A 13,482-nucleotide genomic window follows, 5' to 3' on the forward strand; every position below is an offset into this window, starting at 1 on the left:
GACGTGTGCACGGGGGCTCGGGGGTGTGCGCGGCCGTCAAGTGAGGATCCCGCCCGACAGGGCACTCAGCTTGCGCTGCAACTCGCCGTACAACGTCTGATAGCCGCGGGCGCCGAACGCGGCTGTGGCGTGGTGGACGGCGTCGAAGACCGCGACCACCGGATCCGGGTGTGCCGCGGCAGCGAGCACGGGAAACGCCATGGCCTGCTGTAGGCAGGTGGAGCTCTGCTCGTCCGGTGAGGTCACCACGCTCCGCGGCACGCGCTCATCGGCCCAGAGCGATCGCCAGGCTGTCTGGTCGTCGTCGAACGGCTCGGGCAACTGCTCGTCGGCGTCCAGCGCGGTGAGCCCGGAGGCGATCCAGTCGATCGACTCCAGGCCCGCCTCGGCGAGCGCCCGTCGGGCGGTCCAGCGCGCGAGCGCCCTCTGCCGGGCGGGCGAGGCGGCGGCGATGGCCTCGGCCAGCGGGCGATCAAGCAGCACCAGTGTTCGTGCGGATGGCACGTCTCCGAGCGGCCCGGCAGGGCGGGCCCCACGCCAGAGCAGGCTCTCGTGTATCTGGCGCGCATGATCGATCTCCCGCTGTCGCTGCTTCGCGGCCTCCGCGCGGCGGGCGCGCACCTGTTCCGGCGTCGGTGCGCTACGTGCGTATTCGTGCCAGTACAGAGCCACGGCACCGGTCTGGCGCAGCACCCGATCCTTCTCCGCCGGGGCGGGCCAGAACTGGAGGAGGTAGCGATCGATCTCGGGCTCCCCGGCACGGCGCACGTCTGCCGCCTTACCGGCGTCCATTCCGGAGGCGCAGTACCGCACCCGGTAGACGTCCGGCGCCAGGTCCAACGATGCGGAGCTCTCGCCCGCCCAGCCGCACAGCACGACCGGCGAGCGGGGCACCGGGAAGGACACCTCGACGACCTCCTCCCAGTCCGGCACGTCCGGCGGCGCGTCGTGCGCCTCGACGACGAATGGCGCCGCCCCCGTGTGCAACCCGGTTACCAGGGACAGCAGACCCGGCTCACCCGCGCCGCAGAGCCCGTTGCTCTGCCCGGCGAAACACATTTCCGGATCCGACATGTCGGCCGGTCCATCCCCCGCCTCCACGGAGGCCTGCGCATAACCGACTTCTACGTCACCTCGGAACAAGATTCGCATTTCGCCAGTCTGCACATCCCCCAGCTACCTGCCGTAGGGAGCCGTCCGGACTCGCGATCAGCAGGGACAGGTCTCCCCCGCTGCCGACGGGTCCTGGTCGAAGAGTGCGGCGACAAGCGGTTCGGCGCCCTCGGGAGCCTGCGCCACCAGTTCGACGTGCGCGCCGGCGAATGTGAGCCGGAAGGAGAAGAACGGGCAGCATCGCTGCTCAGCCACGATGAGCTGAGCGAGTACCGCGGCTCGGTCCGCCGGCAGCCGCGCCGCGCGCCCTCCGTCTGGCAGCCGCTCGACCTCAGCGCCGTCGAACAGCCGGCGCCATTCCTCGATCCGATCGCCGTACGCACTCCCGTCCAGGGAACAGGCGATCGGAGCAGACTCGTGCTGCTCGGCCGCGGTTGGAATGGCGACCGCCGCTCGACGGCCCAGTGGAGGAGCGGGCGGACGGGCGGGGAGGTCGGGCGGGAACGAACACGCCGGATCGCACGGTCCGTCGTTGGCCGGAAGCTCGCGCAGGTGCGTCAATGCGGCGGCGAGTCGACCACGGAAGATGCGCAGGTCGTCGATCCTCTCGCTCGCCGTGGCTACCTGCGTAGTGATCAGCAGCTGCAACTCGTCACGGACGCTGCGGCACCTTCCTCCGTCCCATACGGTCAGCAGCTCGCGGATCTGGTCGAGCGGCAGTCCCAGGTGTTTGGCGGCGGTGATGAACTGCACCCGCTCGCGGTCGGAGTCGGTGTACTGCCGATAGCCGGAAGAGGTCCGGGCCACCGGCAGCAGTCCCTCCCTCTCGTAGAACCGCAGCGTCGTCGCCGGGACACCAGCACATTCGGCGAGCTGGGATATCCGGTAAGTGCTCACCGATCGACGGTAAGCCTTCCACCCGACTCGAAGGTCAAGCTCCATTCACTAGGCGCTGAAGCCGAGCGCCCTCGTGTAGAGGGCGAACGGAGGCTCCGCCACGCTGACCCCCTGGGTCTCCCGCCTCACGGAGGACCAGTCCCAGGTCTTCGGCGTCCTGCTCAGGCGTCGGTCCCGGCGCGCCCGCTACTGCACGTGATCCGTTGGGCGATGACATCTGTTCTCCTCCGCACCGGGACCCATTTACGGCGTGTAGGCGACGACGAAATGGGTCGCGCCGGAGATCGGCCCCTCGGGCACCGGCGGAAGGCGACCGTAGTTCGCTCCCGGTGCTCCCGGGACAGCGATCGTTTCGGGATGCCATCCGGCGGCCTCGAGCATGCCGACAGGGTCGTCCGAGCCGAAAGGCGGCGGCAGGCCGTGGGATGCGCAGTGGTCGCGATACGGCTGCATGGCCGGCCCGTTCAGGCCGGCGGCACCCATGATGTCGGCCAGGAGCCTGCTACCGGCGGCGCTCAAGCCCGCGACCTGGCCGAGCAGCGAATGAACCCCCGCCTCGCCCAAGTAGAAGAAGAGTCCCTCGGCGATCCACGCAGTCGGCAGGCTCGGCTCGAAACCGGCAGCTTTCAGAGGTGCGATCCACTCATCGCGAAGGTCCGCGGTGACGACACGACGATCACATCTGCTGGGCGTCTCACCGAGGATCTGCTGCTTTCGAGCAAGGACCTCGGCACGATCGACCTCGAACCAGCGGACGCGGTGAGGAACGTCGAGCCGGAACGGACGGGTGTCCAGACCCGCTCCGAGCAGGACCACTTGGTCGATGCGCCCCGACGTCGCAGCCAGGACGGCATCGTCGAACCAACGGACTCGTACCGGGATGTAGGAGTTCTCCTGCCCGGTCGCATCCTCACTGCGCGCCATCATGGTGAACCCGAGGTCGCCGGCGAGGTCGGCCGCGAAGACGTCGATGAACAGCGCGTCCTCGCGCCGAGACTCCCGCGCCCGCGCCGCAGCGATCCAGTGAGCGCTCGCCGCAACCACGATCGTGACGGTACCGCTGTCGATGCCTCGTCGAGCGGCGCCCACTCCCGCAAAACCGCGCACGCCGTGCGGTGAACGCGTCGACATCGCCTTCGTGAGGGTGGCCCACGCGGCCGTCGGCGTGGCGAGGCGGGCCACCGGTTCGGTCAGGCGGGGTCAGCCGGTTCGGCGCATCAGAAGGACGTGGTCGACGACCTCGGCGGTTTGTCCGCCGGGTCCGGTGGCCATCCGGCGGGGCGCGTCCGCGCGCTCGACGGTCCACCGTTCGGGGTCGAGGTCGAGAGCCTCCACGATCTCCAGCGGGGACGCGAAATGGGTGTCCGGGTCCTGGTTCCACGACCAGGGCGCGATCGAGCCGTGGTCGACGACCAGCAGCCGCCCGCCCGTGGACAGCGCATGTGCGGCGGTCTGCAGGACGCGCGTACGGGGCAGTTCGAAGGGTGTTTGCAGGTAGTGCGCCGATACGAGATCGAACCGGCCGGCGGGAAAGCTCTCCGCCAGGTCGTGCCGCTCCGCGGTGATTCGATCGGCGAGCCCGAGCGAATGCGCACGATCGGCGAGCCGGTCGATCGCGACGGCAGAGATGTCGACTGCCGTTACCCGCCAACCCCGGCGGGCGAGCCACAGCGTGTCACCGCCGGGACCGCAGCCCAGGTCGAGCGCCTTGCCCGGGGACAGGTCAGCGGTGATCTCCGCAAGCCGAGCGTTCACCCCGGGTTCGACGGTCGGAGCGTTTCCTCGGTAATGCTCGTCCCAGAAGCGGTCGGGTTCGTGAGTGGCGGACATGGACACGGGTGCTCCTCCTGTTGCGCTGGAAGAACCAGCTTTCCCGCACCCGTCCGAACTGGCACGGATCTTTGCAGGTTCAGCAAATCGGGGCAGGCGGGGTCCCTCTGCGGGCTCTTCTCCGCCTGCGTCAGCGGCTTTGTAGCAGCACGGTCGGTGGACCGAGCGCGACCCAGTACCGCCGGGCGGGCCCCAACGCGGTGTTGTGGACGCCCTCCAGGACTCCACCGTGGCGCTCGATGACCCGTGCCGACGCGGCGTTGTCGTCGGCGCAGACGATCAGGACGCGGTGGAGCCCGATCGCCCTGGCCGTCGCGAGTATCTGTCCCAGCGCCCAGGTCGCCAGCCCTCGTCGTCTGGCTGATGGACGGATGCCGTAGCCGACCTGCCCCACGTCGAGCGCGCCATCCTCCAGCCGGTGCCGCAGCGCGATGGCACCGAGGAGGTCCTCGCCCTCGACGATCCACCGGTACGTCGAGTCCTGCTCGCCTTGCAGGCGCCGCACCCAGGTCTCGAACCCGTCCGGCGTCTCGACTGCGTCTGCGGCGAGCAGGCCGAATCCGTCTTCGTGGGTTCCGGCGCCCCAGTCGTCGCGAGCTGCCCGCCATGCGCTGTACAGATGCGTCGTCGGCTCGACCAGTTCCGCCATGCGACGACCGTAGTGATCTTCGAACGTGATCGTGGATCTGTCGCCGTCGACGGGCGGGGGCCACTCGGTCATGCTTCGTCGCCGACCGGGACCGGTCGCCGCCACCGGGCAGGCTGCGCGCCGGACCCCTCCGTTCCGGTCTCCCGGGCACGTCCCGGCCTGCGCTCATCCCGCCCCCCTGCTAAATCAGTGATCATCGGCACGACCAGTGTGCAAGCGACCACCGACAGAACAGGCTCGAGGCGCCGAGGCAGTGGTGTGGACGCCTTCGCCGCCCGAGCTGACACGGCGCCGCCCCGCTCCGTTCGACCAACCGAGGAGGAATCTGATCGCCGTGACTCCCGCTCCCTCTTCCACTCCCGCTGCCCGCCGGCTCCCCGTCGTCGCCCACGGCGGCTCGTGGCTCCCCAGCCGCCACGAGCTGACCGCCTTCGGCATCCAGCTGGTGATCGTCCTTGCGCTCGTCGCCTGCATGGGGATCGCCTGGCACTGACGCCGCCCAGCTGAGACCACCGATCCCCGCCCCGTCGGCCTCTGACCGGCGACGGTGCCGGGCGTCGGCGGAGCCCGGCTCCTTCCGTGGTACGACGGAACGGGATCGAAACGGGGGTCGACGATGCCGGTGATGGAGCTGGCGGCCGATGAGGTGGCCGATCTCGTCGAGCAGTTCTGGTCGCTGGGCGGCGAGAGTGTCGATCTCGGGCGTGGTCGGCTGGTGAGGTCGCCGGCCGCTCCGGGCCATCCCCTCGGGAACTTCCTCACCTCGCTGAGAGCCGGCTCCGAAGATCAGCTCGTCTCGCTCCTGGCAGACGTCGAAGCGATCACTGGCTCACTATGCCGCGGGTCCTCATCTCGCCGCGGACTCCACCGGCAGTCGAAGCACTGCTCGTGCTCAACGACTGGTCGCTCGACACACAACTTCAGCTCGTGCTCCCGGCGTCGGTCGCCGTCGGCCCAGCGACCTCGATGTTGGAAACCGCCCGAGACGACGAGGATTGGCGGGCCGTCGAGGAACTGTTCAGGATCGACCACATCGAGGAAGACCGCCGGGCCGGGCGCGGGGAACGATCTGTCTCAGAGACTCACGCCGCGGTGCTCCTCCGGCGGAGCCTCGTACCGGCCACCTACTTCGTCGCTCATCGGGATTCCCGGGCGGTCGGGTGCATCGGAGTGTGGACTCGTTCGGATGGCGCAGCCATGATCGAGGACGTCTTCGTGCACCCCGAGGCACGTGGTGAGGGGCTCGCGACCGAGATGCTGCGCTTCGCGATCGGAGTCGCCCGCGGGCGAGGGTCGGGGCCGGTCCTTATCGGTGCCGAGGTAGACGACACCCCGAAGCGCCTCTACGCCCGATTCGGGTTCCGGCCCACCGCTGTCACGCGCAGCTATTCGGCAAGCCGGGCCGGGTAGCCTGCCACGACCGGGCCGGATGTAGAGGGAGCGAGTCGGCGGGGGCCGGCGCAGCGAGCCCACATAGCTACAAAAGCTTACGGAAATAGGCCGCGCTCTCCTCGTAGCCGATGGCCACGTAGAAGTCAGCTGCTCGACGTGTTGCGAGGGCGACCAGTCTCGCGCCTGCGTCGAACGCTCTGCGCTCGAACTCCTCCATGAGCAACGCTCCGACGCGCTGCCGCCGCTGCTCAAGCTCGACCGCTATCTCCTCGACCCACGCAACCCGGCCGTTGGCGTAGAACGCAGGGTGCGTGAAGCCGAGGACGTAGCCGCTGACCTTGCCGTCCGTTTCTGCGACGAGCAGCACTGCGTTGTCAGAGGCCAGCAGCTCGCCGAGGCTGCGCCGGAAGCTCTCTCGCTCGACCACGAACGTGGTGGCCATCTCCGCGGCTAGCGCGTAGACCGTTGGCTCGTCCGTGAGCGTGGCCGACCTGATGATGGTCCTTCGTGCCGTCACGGCGTGACGCTAACGCCTCGGGAAATCAGCAATCGCCCCGAAGCGCAGAGCGGGTAGACCTTGGGCTCCTATTGGGCACAGATACCCGGCAGAGGGCGGCATCGGCCGGACACAGCCGGACAACACGAGGTGGCCCGATGACCGTGTCGCTAGCTTGACGTCGTCGGCCCCGGTGCACGCATCGCCAAGTTTACTAGCGCACAGTCACTGGTCCGCTCCGCGGAGTAATGACGATACTTAGCATTGCAAGGTAATGTGGTGCCCCCCACCTACCACCTGTGCGGCCGGCAGCCCGCACGCGTGACCGGCGCGACGAAGCGCCGGCCACCTGGCAGCCCGCAAACCGACGACGCTCGACTCAACGGAGAGTGAGTGACAGCCCATGCGGTTGCGAACGCGAATCCTCGGCCTCGTCACGGTGGCGCTCGCGCTGCCGGCGTTGGCCGCCTGCGGCGCCGTCGGCGCGAACGACCGCTCGACCATCCCCGCGAATGAGAAGGTGAAGGAGCTCGATCCTTACGGTGGCGATCTGGCCGCCGAGGGAACCCCCCGCCGCGGCGGCACCCTCATCATCGGTAACGACCGGGAAATCGTCAGCTTCGACCCCACGGTTTCCAACGCGAACCTGGCGTCTACCGCCGTCTACGACATGTTGCTGAAGATGGCCCCCGACGGCACGGTGAAGCCTTACCTCGCGCAGTCGATGGAAACCCCCGACAATGGCCTGACCTGGCGGATGGGTTTGCGACCCGGCGTCCAGTTCAGCGACGGCACCCCAGTCGATGCCGATGCGGTCATCGTCAACACCCAGCGGCATATCGACAAGGTCGCCTCGCCGGCCCACTCGTTCGCCGAGACCATCGCTTCCATGCGTGCGGTCGACCCGACGACCGTCGAGTTCACCCTGAAATCCCCGCTTGGCGATTTCCCTGTCTATTTCGCCCAGCCGTTCAGTGCCACCCTTGGCATGCTCGTCTCGCCGACCGCGCTCAAGAACGGCACCGACATCGGTAAGCAACCGGTCGGGACCGGCCCCTTCGTCCTCGAAAGCTGGCAGCGCGACAACAGGATGCGGCTCACCCGCAACCCGCACTATTGGCAGCAAGGCATGCCCTACCTCGACGGCATCGAGATCCGGCCGCTGTCCGACACCGAGACGCGCTACGCAACCATGCAGAACGGCGACGTCGACATGATCAACGGTGGCTACAACGCCGAGGTGGTCCGCGCGTTCGCCAACCCGAACCTGAAGGTCTACTTCGGCCCTGGCAACTCCGGAACGTACTTCGTCTTCAACTTCACGCACCCGCCCTTCGACGACCTGCGCATGCGCAAGGCCGTGATGGAGACGCTCGATCTCGACGCGGCCTCCGCGAGCCTGTACATGGGCCAGCGGGTCCCCACGGACTCACTTTTCCGCGAGGGCAGCCCGTACCACACGCAGCAGGCCTCCGACATCTTCCCGAAACAGAACCTCGAGGACGCGAAGAAACTCGTCCAGGAATACGTCGCCGACGGCGGGGATCCGAGCTTCTCCTACACCACCAGCACGAGTCAGGTCACACAAGGGGAGTTCGTCCAGGCACAGATGGCCAAGGCCGGCATGAAGGTGACGCCGCGCTATTATGACCTCGCGCAGTTCACCACGGAAGTCCTGCAAGGCGGGAACTTCGAGCTGACGAGCAGCGTCACGCCGATGGACTACCCGTTTCCTGCGGTATCGCGGACGTTCCGCAGCGATGGCAGCGCCAACTACGGGAAGTACAAGAACCCCCGGGTCGACGCGCTGATCGACGATGCCGCCGCCACCACCGACCCGGCCAAGCGGACGAGCGCCTACCAGCAGATCGAACGGATCCTGAACGAAGATGTCGTCCTCGGCTGGATGACCTCGAGCTACCTCTCAACGATTACCAAACCGGACGTACGTGGCATCGACCGCTACATCACGCGCGACCTCTTCTTCGCCAACATCTGGTTGGATCGGTGAACTGACTATGAACCGAGTGATCGACGCGAATCTGCACGCCGTCGTTCCGGGGATATCGGCGCTCCTTCCGCACCTGCCAGCCTTCTGGCGGGAGCAGATCGCGACCACCGCCTTTCGGGGACCCACCGAGTCGGCCTGGCCGCCCGGCATGCCCATGTCCGAGCATCCGAGCGCCCTGCGTCCAGAAGGCGGTCCGGCCGGTAGCGATCTTGAGCTCTTGCGGACGCAGACGCTGGATGCCTGGGATCTGGAGCAGGGGATCCTCAACTGCGGCTACGCGATCGAATCGATCCGCAACCCCGACGCCGCCGCGGCGCTGGCCGCCGCGGTGAACGACTGGCAGATCGCCCAGTGGCTGGAGCCGGAACCGCGCCTGCGGGCCTCCCTGGTGGTGCCGAGCCAGAACCCGGCGCTCACAGTCGCCGAGATCGAACGGATCGGCCATCACCCCGGCTTTGTCCAGGTGTTCCTGCCCATTCGCTCGGCGATGCCCTACGGCAGGCGGGAATATCACCCCGTCTATGCCGCCGCGGTCGATCACGGGCTGGCGGTGAGCCTGCAGTACGGCGGTTTCACCGGGAACGCCCCGACGCCGGTCGGCTGGCCGAACTACCTGATCGAGGAATACGTCGGTATGGCCTCGATCGCCCAGTCGCAGGTCATGAGCATGATCATCGAAGGGGTGTGCGACGCGTTCCCCGACCTGCGGGTCGCTGTCGTCGACGCGGGATACACCTGGCTCCCGGCGACGATGTGGCGCTTCGACAAGAACTGGCGCGGTCTACGCCGCGAGGTGCCGTGGCTGCGCCATCCACCGTCGGAGTACGTGCGCGAGCACTTCCGGTTCGTCAGCGGCCCGCACGACGCGCCGCGCGACGGCGCCGCGCTGGCCCACGTCCTGTCCGACATGTGGGGGGCGCAGCTGTTGCTGTTCGGCTCCGGCTACCCACACGACCACCCCGCCCGACCTCGTGACGCGGTGCCCAGCCATTTCAGCCCTGCGGAGGCGAACCAGATGATGTTCGACAACGCACGCGACTTCTACCGACTCGACGCCACGATGCCCACCGGAGGCCGGTCATGAGCGCGGTTACCGACACCGCGGTCCGGACTCGGCCCCGGCAACGCACCAGATGCATCGACTGCGACGTTCACATCACGATGCACTCCCCCGCCGTGCTCCGCGAGCACCTGCCCGAGCAATGGCGTGACCGACACGACCGCTACGGCGGCAACCCCTACCACGCCTCGCTGTACCCGCGGATGGCAAAGGGCGCGGCGCGCGGCGACGCCTGGCCGCCCACGGGCGGCGCGCCCGCCTCGGATCTGCCGTTCTTGCGTGAGCAACTGCTGGACCAATGGGACGTCGAGTACGCGGTGCTCGGCCCGCTGGTTCGGGCTGATCAGTCCGGGATGCGCAACGCGGAGTACGCCGACGCGCTCTGCCGTGCGACCAACGATTGGGCAGCGCGCGAATGGCTCGACGCTGAACCACGGCTACGCAGCTCGATCGTGATCCCTGCTGAGGACACCGAATACGCGGTCGCCGAGATCGAGCGCGTTGCGCCCGACCCGCGGTTCGTCCAGATCTATATGCAGATCAAAACCCCGCTACCGATGGGCAACCGCAAGTACTGGCCGATCTACGAGTCCGCCGCCCGCCACGGCCTTCCGGTCGGAGTGCACTTCGGCGGTGTCGGCGGCCAGCCGAGCACCGCCTCCGGCTGGGCGTCGTATTACCTCGAGGACCATGCCGGAAACGCACAGTCCTTCCAGGCTCAGGTGGTGAGCTTGGTGTTCTCGGGGATCTTCGAGCGGCTGCCGAACCTGCGCATAGTGTTGATCGAGGGTGGGATCGCCTGGGCACCGCCGCTCGCCTGGCGCATGGACGCCGCGTTCGAGCGGATGCACGACGAGGTGCCGCACCTTTCGCGCCGCCCATCGGAGTACCTCGCGGAGCACTTCTGGTTCACCACACAGCCGGTGGAGGAACCGCCGGATCCACGCAGCTTGCTACGCGTGTTCGAGGACTTCCCGACGCTGCAGAAGCGGGTGATGTTCTCCAGCGACTACCCGCATTGGGACTTCGACGCCCCCGACCAGGCGCTGCGCACCGTGCCGTTCTCCCCGTCGGTCCGGGCACAGATCATGTCCGAGAACGCGCGGGCGCTCTACGGCCTGCCCGGCAATCCGGCCTCGGACGGTGCCCGTTGAGCCGGCATGTCGTGGGGGTCGCCGCGCAGCTGCGGCCGGGAGAACGCACGATCGTGACCGTCGAAGGTCGGGAGATCGGCGTGTTCAACATCGACGGCGCCTATTACGCGGTGCGTAACCGATGCCCCCATCAGGCCGGACCGCTGTGCAAGGGCCAACAAACCGGTGCCGTGTCGTCGCCGCGCCCAGGTGTGTACGAGTTCGACCCCCGTGCCTCGATCCTGCGCTGCCCATGGCACCAGTGGGAGTTCGACATCACGACGGGACGCTCGTGGTGCGACCCCGAGAAGCTGCGCGCCCGGGCTTACCCGGTCGAAGTCACATCCGGGAGTGACCTGACCGGGCCGCCCGGAAAGGTACCTGGCCCCTACACCGCCGAGACGTTCCCCGTCTCCGTCGAAGAGGACTATCTGGTCGTCGATCTGAGCGGACACATCGATGGCTGACCTGGTGCTCGGGGTCGCACTCGCGACCGGCTACGCACTCGCCGGCGACCCCAGCCACGCACTGCCCGACACCACCGCCGCCTTCGATCGCGACCGAATGCGCACCGCGCTCACCGCACTCGAGCAAGCCGGCGTGCATTTCCTGCTCTTCGACGACGATCTCGGACCCCTGCGGGAGGGGGATCGGTGGATCCCCCGACCGGACCCCACCGTGTTCTGCTCGTTCATCGCGCAGCTGTGCACCCGGCTCGGGCTGGTCATCACGACTCAGACCGCGCAACTGGAGCCGTTCCACGTCGCCAAGCATCTGCAGACCGTCGACAACGCGAGCCACGGCCGCGCGGGGTGGAGCGTGCGCGTCGGCCAGAGCGCAATGGCCGTCGCACACATCGGGCGGGGCACGAAGATGTCGGCGGAAGATGAGCTGGCAGAAGCCGGTGAGTTCGCGGATGTCGTCACGAAGTTGTGGGACTCCTGGGAAGCCGGCGCTGTGATCCGCGACGTCGAGCGCGGCCTCTACCTGGATCTCGATCGGGTGCACCACATCAACTTCCGCGGCCGCTTCCTGTCCGTGCGTGGCCCGTCACTGCACCCGCGTTCACCCCAGGGCCGCCCCCCGATCTTCACCCGGGTCGTCGACGCGGGAACGGCCGGATTCGCCAAGGACTGGGCCGACGTCGCCATCGCAGCGGACGAGGCGACGGCACCAGGTACCCCGCGAACGCTCCTGGAGGTCCCGCTGACCGGCCAGGAGACCGCGGCGGACCTGCGGGAACAGGTTTCCACAGCGTGCGCGGACGGCCTCGTGCTCGTCTGCCCGGCGGGGGCGGCGTTGCCCCTGTCCGCGATCTCGGAGCTGGCCGCGGGCCTGCCCCTTCGCCGGCTCCCACCCAGAGCGAGCTTGCGCGAGGCCCTCGGCCTCGATGTCGCGGACAACCAGTACACGCGGGCCAGGAGGGCGTGATGGGACGTCGACAGTTGATCCTCGGGGCACACTTCCCCGGCAAGGAACAGGTCGCGTGGCGGCACCCGGCGAACATGAGCCTCATCGATGTCGACACGTTCCTCGCGAACGCACGAGCCGCCGAACGCGGCAACATGCATTTCCTGTTCCTCGCCGACGCGCTCACACTCGCCGAGAAGGACGGCACCGTCCTCGCCCACACCCTCAACGGGCGGCCGGACACCTTGAACATCCTGGTCACGCTGGCCGGGGCGACGACCGACATCGGGTTCCTGACAACGCTCAACGTCACCTACAACGAGCCGTACGATCTCGCCCGCCAGATCGCGACCTTCGATCACCTCTCCGGCGGGCGGGTGGCGTTCAACCTCGTGACCGCCGCCGAGAGCACGACCCACCCGAACTTTCGTCGGGGCGACTTCCTGGACCACTCACAGCGCTATGTGCGTGCCCGCGAATTTCTCGCGGTCTCCCAAGAGCTGTGGCACAGCTGGTCAGGCGGGCCGGCGCCGGATCTGGTTGAAGCCCACACGACGCAGTTCGACTTGCGCGCCACACCGGCGCTCCCGGAGAGTCCCCAGGGGCACCCCGTGATCGTCCAGGCGGGGGCGTCCTCGGAGGGCGCCGAGTTCGCCGCCCGATTCGCCGAAGTGAAGTACATCATCCCGCGCAGCATCGAGCAGGCGCGCGCGGACTACGCCGATGTGAAGGGTCGCCTCGCGAAGTACGGCCGCAATCGCGACGATTTCAAGCTGATCGTCGGGCAGCGGTTCGTCGTGGCCGACACCGACGCCGAGGCCCACGAGAAGTTTGACCATCTGCTCGATCTCGAGTTCACCGACCAGGCCGTCATCGAGGAGCTGCAGCGCCTCTGGCTGCGCGACTTGTCCGGAGTGGACCCCGATGGCCCGCTGCCCACGATCGAGCCGGACTACGCCGCGCTCGGGGCATACCTGCGCCGGAGCCCCTCCGCCCAGAAGGATCCGCACGCATACATCGCGGAGCGGCGGACCATGGCCGAGGAGGCAGGCTGGTCGATCCGCGAGTTCGTCCGTCGGGCGACCGTACGGCCGGCGATCGTCGGCTCGCCGACGACGGTTGCCGACACCGTCGAGCACTGGATGGACACCGACGCCGCCGACGGGTTCATCAGCGCACCCCAGGTTGTCCCGATGAGCAACGTGGAGTTCATCGACCGCGTCATCCCCCTCCTGCAGGAGAAGGGCATCTTCCGCACGGAATCGCCTCGGCAGACCCTCCGGGAATCGCTCGGCCTGCCGCCCGGCGGTGTGCGGCTGCCGGCCGCCGCGGCGCACGGCTAGCCGTCGCCAGTTCGCATCCTTGCGTGGTCCGCGCGGGTTGTTCTTGACCACGTAAGCCTGGGTCTTGGTGGTGATCTCCTCGCGGTGTGGACTCGTCCCTGATCTCCGAAGCAGCGTCGGGTGTGGGCGGAGCCCACGTCTGTGTCGG

14 protein-coding genes are annotated in these 13,482 nt (G+C 68.2%); 8 read left to right on the forward strand and 6 right to left on the reverse strand.

Features of this window, described 5'->3' with window-relative positions; genetic code table 11:
* Positions 1 to 36: 36 nt before the first annotated feature.
* From ABD743_RS12830 to ABD743_RS12850, 5 genes are all read right to left on the reverse strand, one after another.
* The gene (locus tag ABD743_RS12830) at positions 37 to 1,074 is read right to left on the reverse strand and encodes a hypothetical protein (RefSeq protein ID WP_344722058.1); all 1,038 of its coding nucleotides are present in this window, start codon (positions 1,072 to 1,074) and stop codon (positions 37 to 39) included.
* A 135-nt stretch (positions 1,075 to 1,209) separates the two neighbouring features.
* Positions 1,210 to 2,010, reverse strand: a complete 801-nt coding sequence (locus ABD743_RS12835) for a MerR family transcriptional regulator (protein WP_344722060.1) — start codon at positions 2,008 to 2,010, stop codon at positions 1,210 to 1,212.
* A 243-nt stretch (positions 2,011 to 2,253) separates the two neighbouring features.
* Positions 2,254 to 3,054, reverse strand: a complete 801-nt coding sequence (locus tag ABD743_RS12840) for a class I SAM-dependent methyltransferase (RefSeq protein ID WP_344722062.1) — start codon at positions 3,052 to 3,054, stop codon at positions 2,254 to 2,256.
* 156 nt (positions 3,055 to 3,210) lie between these two features.
* Positions 3,211 to 3,840 carry an SAM-dependent methyltransferase gene (locus tag ABD743_RS12845; protein ID WP_344722064.1) on the reverse strand — a complete coding sequence of 210 codons (630 nt, stop codon included), beginning with the start codon at positions 3,838 to 3,840 and terminating at the stop codon, positions 3,211 to 3,213.
* A 130-nt stretch (positions 3,841 to 3,970) separates the two neighbouring features.
* Positions 3,971 to 4,489 (reverse strand): GNAT family N-acetyltransferase, encoded by a 519-nt coding sequence (locus ABD743_RS12850; protein WP_344722065.1) that lies wholly within the window; start codon positions 4,487 to 4,489, stop codon positions 3,971 to 3,973.
* A gap of 334 nt (positions 4,490 to 4,823) precedes the next feature.
* Here ABD743_RS12850 and ABD743_RS12855 point away from each other — a divergent pair, with 334 nt between their 5' ends.
* Both ABD743_RS12855 and ABD743_RS12860 read left to right on the forward strand, forming a co-directional pair.
* Complete coding sequence (locus tag ABD743_RS12855; RefSeq protein WP_344722068.1) at positions 4,824 to 4,982, forward strand: hypothetical protein; 159 nt, start codon at positions 4,824 to 4,826, stop codon at positions 4,980 to 4,982.
* A gap of 473 nt (positions 4,983 to 5,455) precedes the next feature.
* Positions 5,456 to 5,899 (forward strand): GNAT family N-acetyltransferase, encoded by a 444-nt coding sequence (locus ABD743_RS12860; protein ID WP_344722176.1) that lies wholly within the window; start codon positions 5,456 to 5,458, stop codon positions 5,897 to 5,899.
* Positions 5,900 to 5,966: 67 nt separating this feature from the next.
* On the opposite strand, the gene ABD743_RS12865 is transcribed toward ABD743_RS12860, so the two are convergent.
* Positions 5,967 to 6,398: a GNAT family N-acetyltransferase gene (locus ABD743_RS12865; protein ID WP_344722070.1), complete on the reverse strand. Its 432-nt coding sequence runs from the start codon at positions 6,396 to 6,398 to the stop codon at positions 5,967 to 5,969.
* A 382-nt stretch (positions 6,399 to 6,780) separates the two neighbouring features.
* On the opposite strand from ABD743_RS12865, the gene ABD743_RS12870 reads away from it, so the two are divergent.
* The 6 genes from ABD743_RS12870 to ABD743_RS12895 are packed head-to-tail and all read left to right on the forward strand — an operon-like array spanning position 6,781 to position 13,334.
* Positions 6,781 to 8,388: an ABC transporter substrate-binding protein gene (locus ABD743_RS12870; RefSeq protein WP_344722072.1), complete on the forward strand. Its 1,608-nt coding sequence runs from the start codon at positions 6,781 to 6,783 to the stop codon at positions 8,386 to 8,388.
* 16 nt (positions 8,389 to 8,404) lie between these two features.
* A complete protein-coding gene (locus ABD743_RS12875) occupies positions 8,405 to 9,472 on the forward strand; it encodes an amidohydrolase family protein (RefSeq protein WP_344722074.1) in 1,068 nt (355 codons plus the stop codon).
* Positions 9,469 to 10,602 carry an amidohydrolase family protein gene (locus tag ABD743_RS12880; RefSeq protein ID WP_344722076.1) on the forward strand — a complete coding sequence of 378 codons (1,134 nt, stop codon included), beginning with the start codon at positions 9,469 to 9,471 and terminating at the stop codon, positions 10,600 to 10,602. The genes ABD743_RS12875 and ABD743_RS12880 overlap by 4 nt, the downstream gene beginning before the upstream one ends.
* Before the next feature lie 11 nt (positions 10,603 to 10,613).
* Positions 10,614 to 11,048 carry a Rieske (2Fe-2S) protein gene (locus ABD743_RS12885; RefSeq protein ID WP_344722178.1) on the forward strand — a complete coding sequence of 145 codons (435 nt, stop codon included), beginning with the start codon at positions 10,614 to 10,616 and terminating at the stop codon, positions 11,046 to 11,048.
* Positions 11,041 to 12,012 (forward strand): LLM class flavin-dependent oxidoreductase, encoded by a 972-nt coding sequence (locus tag ABD743_RS12890; protein ID WP_344722078.1) that lies wholly within the window; start codon positions 11,041 to 11,043, stop codon positions 12,010 to 12,012. The genes ABD743_RS12885 and ABD743_RS12890 overlap by 8 nt, the downstream gene beginning before the upstream one ends.
* Positions 12,012 to 13,334 (forward strand): NtaA/DmoA family FMN-dependent monooxygenase, encoded by a 1,323-nt coding sequence (locus tag ABD743_RS12895; protein ID WP_344722080.1) that lies wholly within the window; start codon positions 12,012 to 12,014, stop codon positions 13,332 to 13,334. Before ABD743_RS12890 ends, ABD743_RS12895 begins: the two co-directional genes overlap by 1 nt.
* Positions 13,335 to 13,482: the final 148 nt, after the last annotated feature.

It is taken from the genome of Pseudonocardia yunnanensis (assembly GCF_039534065.1).
GTDB lineage: Bacteria > Actinomycetota > Actinomycetes > Mycobacteriales > Pseudonocardiaceae > Pseudonocardia > Pseudonocardia yunnanensis.